The sequence below is a fragment of the Vibrio sp. 2134-1 genome (genome assembly GCF_033339495.1).
Window position 1 is genome coordinate 1 of record NZ_JAWOUS010000441.1, and the last position, 692, is coordinate 692.

Below are 692 nucleotides of genomic sequence, written 5' to 3' on the forward strand. Positions count from 1 at the left end.
GCTGGGTATCGAAATACGCTCGGTTATTTTGTTTTTGATACAAATAACCCACCGACCAGTAAAGATGAAATCGCAGCGCATGTGATCATTTTCCCTAATACATCGAAAGCGCCAGATGGCGAGATGGAAGAAGGTGACACTATCGACCTGAATGTGCAGCTCACTGCCGGTCAAACGCTTGCGTTCTTCATTATTCCGAATGGTTGGGGCTGGTCTGGCTCATACAACAAGATTGCCAGCCTTGGCAGTTGGGGCACGCCATTTTATAGCTATTCCAATCTAAACCCAGAGTCGACTTCAGAAAATCGTCGTCATAACGTGGCTTTTATCGATACGCAAAACGAGGTCTTAGTGCTGGGTTTTGAAGATATTTATCGCCCTGATGGCGACAATGATTTCAATGACTTGCTGTTTACTGTCGAAGTGAGCCCATTCACCGCCATTGATGGCGTCAACACTGATGGTTCGACGGATTCGAAATACGAGCCATTGGTGCAAGAAAACAACCCAGAAGTGACGGTGACTTCGGTTTATCCAAGCTCAGACACGTACGCGACGATGGCGTTTGAAGATCGCTGGCCGCTAATGGGCGACTACGATTTCAACGATGTGGTGTGGCGTTATCGCGTTACCGAACTGCTAAATGGTCAGCGTGAAATCAAAAACATTACATTCGATTACACCTTACAGGC

1 protein-coding gene is annotated in these 692 nt (G+C 47.0%); it reads left to right on the plus strand.

All coding sequences use genetic code 11. From position 1 onward, the window contains the following. Positions 1 to 692, plus strand: a 692-nt coding sequence (locus R7R78_RS26500; RefSeq protein WP_225474657.1) for a DUF4114 domain-containing protein, incomplete at both ends; no start/stop codon positions are given.